The organism is Kitasatospora sp. MBT63, assembly GCF_000710465.2.
GTDB lineage: Bacteria > Actinomycetota > Actinomycetes > Streptomycetales > Streptomycetaceae > Kitasatospora.
The window spans coordinates 10083-13010 of the sequence record NZ_JAIZ01000631.1 but is presented as its reverse complement, the minus strand read 5'-3'; the positions used below and the strand labels follow the sequence as shown (position 1 = coordinate 13010).

2 protein-coding genes and 1 tRNA gene are annotated in these 2928 nt (G+C 76.7%); 2 read left to right on the top strand and 1 reads right to left on the bottom strand.

The features are described 5' to 3' along the window. Window positions 1-235: 235 nt before the first annotated feature. Together AA75_RS53575 and AA75_RS33045 are read left to right on the top strand one after the other, a co-directional pair. Complete coding sequence (locus tag AA75_RS53575) at window positions 236-367, top strand: hypothetical protein (protein ID WP_255369535.1); 132 nt, start codon at window positions 236-238, stop codon at window positions 365-367. Then, window positions 364-1548, top strand: a complete 1185-nt coding sequence (locus tag AA75_RS33045) for a methyltransferase domain-containing protein (protein ID WP_051813923.1) — start codon at window positions 364-366, stop codon at window positions 1546-1548. The genes AA75_RS53575 and AA75_RS33045 overlap by 4 nt, the downstream gene beginning before the upstream one ends. Window positions 1549-1784: 236 nt before the next feature. Here AA75_RS33045 and AA75_RS48280 read toward each other — a convergent pair. Beyond that, window positions 1785-1879 (bottom strand) — tRNA-OTHER (locus AA75_RS48280). Window positions 1880-2928: the final 1049 nt, after the last annotated feature.

Sequence of the window (2928 nt, the reverse complement as noted above, 5' to 3'; positions counted from 1 at the left end):
AGCGTAGCGGCCGGCCGGGCACGGCCCGGCGTGCTGCCCGGCGCGCCCGGCCGATGGCGGCCTCGGCGACGTCCACGGTCGCGGCGGTGCCCGGCCGAACCACCCCCGGGCACCGGCCTCCTGCTCCGCCCGGTCCGGCCGGGCCTGCCGTCCGGGGCCTGCGGCCTGGCCCTCTTGCCGTCAGCATCCGGCGCCCACCAGGATGGTGGCTCCGCTGGGTGAGAGGGGCGCGACGATGGGTGACGAGAACAAGGGCGGTCCGGGGGACGGCGGCGGCGGGGCGCACGCCAAGCCGGGCGGCCCCGACATCGGGCCCAAGCCCAGCCCCGACGGCCAGGGCCCCGAGCCCGAGCCGAAGCACAAGTGAGCGCCGACCGGTCCGAGGGCGCCCGCCACCGGCTCGCCGGCCACCTCGCGGACACCGGCGCGCTGGAGCCGGGTTGGCGCCCGGCGTTCGAGGCGGTCCCCCGGCACCTGTTCCTGCCGCCGGTCTACTGGGAGTTCACCGACCGCACCGCGGTCGAGCGCGACCGAGCCGCCGACCCCGAGGGCTGGCTGGCCGGTGCCTACCGCGACACCCCGGCGATCACCCAGTGGGACGACGGCGACCAGGGCGCGGGCATGCGGGACTTCACCTCCAGCCTGAGCATGCCGACGATGGTCGCCTCCATGCTCCGCGACCTCGACGTCCAGGACGGCCACCTGGTCCACGAGATCGGCACCGGCCCCGGCTACAACGCCGCCCTCCTCGCCCACCGCCTCGGCCCCGACCGGGTGGTGAGCGTCGAGATCGACAAGACCGTCGCCGACACCGCCCGCGCCAACCTCACCGCGGCCGGCCTCGACGGGGTGCGCGTGGTGACCGGCGACGGCGCCGAACCCACCACCGATGAGGCCAGCGGGCGGGCCGACCGGCTCATCGCGACCTGCTCCAGCCTGGTCACCGACATCCCCACCGCCTGGCTCGGGGCGACCCGCCCCGGCGGGATCCTCGTCGCTCCGGTGGCCACCTTGTTCGGCGGCGGCGCCATCACCCGCCTGAACGTCGACCGCGACGGCGACGGCCGCACGGCGGCCGGGCACTTCACCGGCCCCTCGGACTTCATGAGGATGCGCCAGCAGCGTTACCAGGCCCCGCCCGTCGACGCCTACCTGCCCGGAGAGTGGCCCGGCGACGCCACGGCGTCGGTCACCGGCCTCGACCCCGAGGCCATCGGCGACTCCTGGCTCGCCCAGCTCGCCATCGGCACCCGCCTACCGGACGTCTACTACCGCCGCGCCCCCTACCAGGAGACCGTGACCTGGTGGTTCTTCGACACCACCGTCACCTCCTGGGCCACCGTCGACTCCGTCCCCGGCGCGGACGAGTACCAGGTCCGCCAGAGCGGCCCCCGGCGCCTGTGGGACGAGATCCACACCACCTGGAACACCTGGCAGCACGCCGGGGCCCCCGGCTACCAGCGGTTCGGACTCACCCTCACCCGGGCCGGCCGGCGCACCGTGTGGCTCGATCACCCCGACAACCACTGGAGCCCGCCCGCCGGCTGACTCTCGGCCAGGCGCAGCAGGCTGCCGGGCGTCCACCGGCCAGGTGCGCAGGTGAGGCCCGGCCGTCGGGGGTGCGGCCGGGCCGGAACCGGAGACAGGACCAGCGTGGACGTCCCGTCCCCGGCTGCGACCGTACGCCCCCCGGCCCGGCCGGCGCAGACGCGCGGCCGGACAGCGGGGCCGGGGAAGAACAGGCGGGACAAGCGGGCCACCGCGTGCACGGCACGCCCAGGGGGCGGAGAGGGCAGGATTCGAACCTGCGCGGGCCCCGAAAGACCCTGCTCGGCCGTTGCCGGCCAGGCACCCGATGAACCGCTCCGGGCACCTCTCCCGGTCCCGGGAGTCCGTTTCCGGCGCTCCCTGACGTGCCATCAGAATGCCCCGGGCGCCTGACCCGGTACTGACACCCCGCTGACCGCCATGCCGCCCCGCCCCTTGCCGGCCCTCACACCCCCGGGTCCGGCACGGAATCCGGCGGCCGTCCGGCCGTCAGGCCGCCACCCGGACCACCCGATGGCGCGTTGCCCGCCCTCGGGCGACGGCACGGGTGCGGGCCGCGTCGCCGGCCCGGATCCCCACGGCAGCGGGGATCCGTCGCCGCAAGGCGCGCCCGCAGACGGTGGACGCGCAGATCCAGCGCGACGGTGATCCGGCGGCGGGACCCGTCACGCACCGCCGCCACGGTGGCAGCGCTCGTGCGCAGGCGCGCGGCAAGATACGCCGCGGTCCAGCCCCGCGCCTCCAGCTCGGCCAGGACCGCGGCCGCCGCAGCGGCACACGTCAGACCCCGCCCCGGAGAAAGGGGGCCGCTCGCGTCCGGGCAGCGCAACACCGAGGACCGCCTCCGCGGTGCCGCGGGCGATCCGCACCGGCCGGCCGGCCGGCTCGCGCAACAGGCGCCGGATGAGCGTGACAGCGATGCCGGAGGCGTCCGCAATGTCCTGAGCCGACATACCGCGGCGCACCACCACCGCGGCACGGGCGGCCACAGGGGCGGGATCGACCCGGGCCGCCACACCCTTCGCACGGTCGCGGTCACGACGCCTGCGGGCCCGCAGCGCCGCCTGCCGGCACGCGGAAAAGGCGCACCCGTGGTCCGCACACGAGGCCTGGCCGTGCCGCACCCGGCTGCGCACCGGCCGCCGCGACACCCCCGCGCCCGCCGCCCGCTCCTTGTCCTGGCCCGCTGTCACCGGCACACCCCCACTCCCCCCTGCCGATCGCCCGCAGCGCAGTACGCCTCCCACCACAGACAGCCACGGGAGGCGGCGCACGACGGGCGGCGGGAGGCGGGCGTCGGTGCGGGCCGAGCCGGCAAGCCGGGCCGAGGTCAGGCCGGGATGTTGACGGCGTCCTTGAAGGCCTTGCCCGCGGTGAACT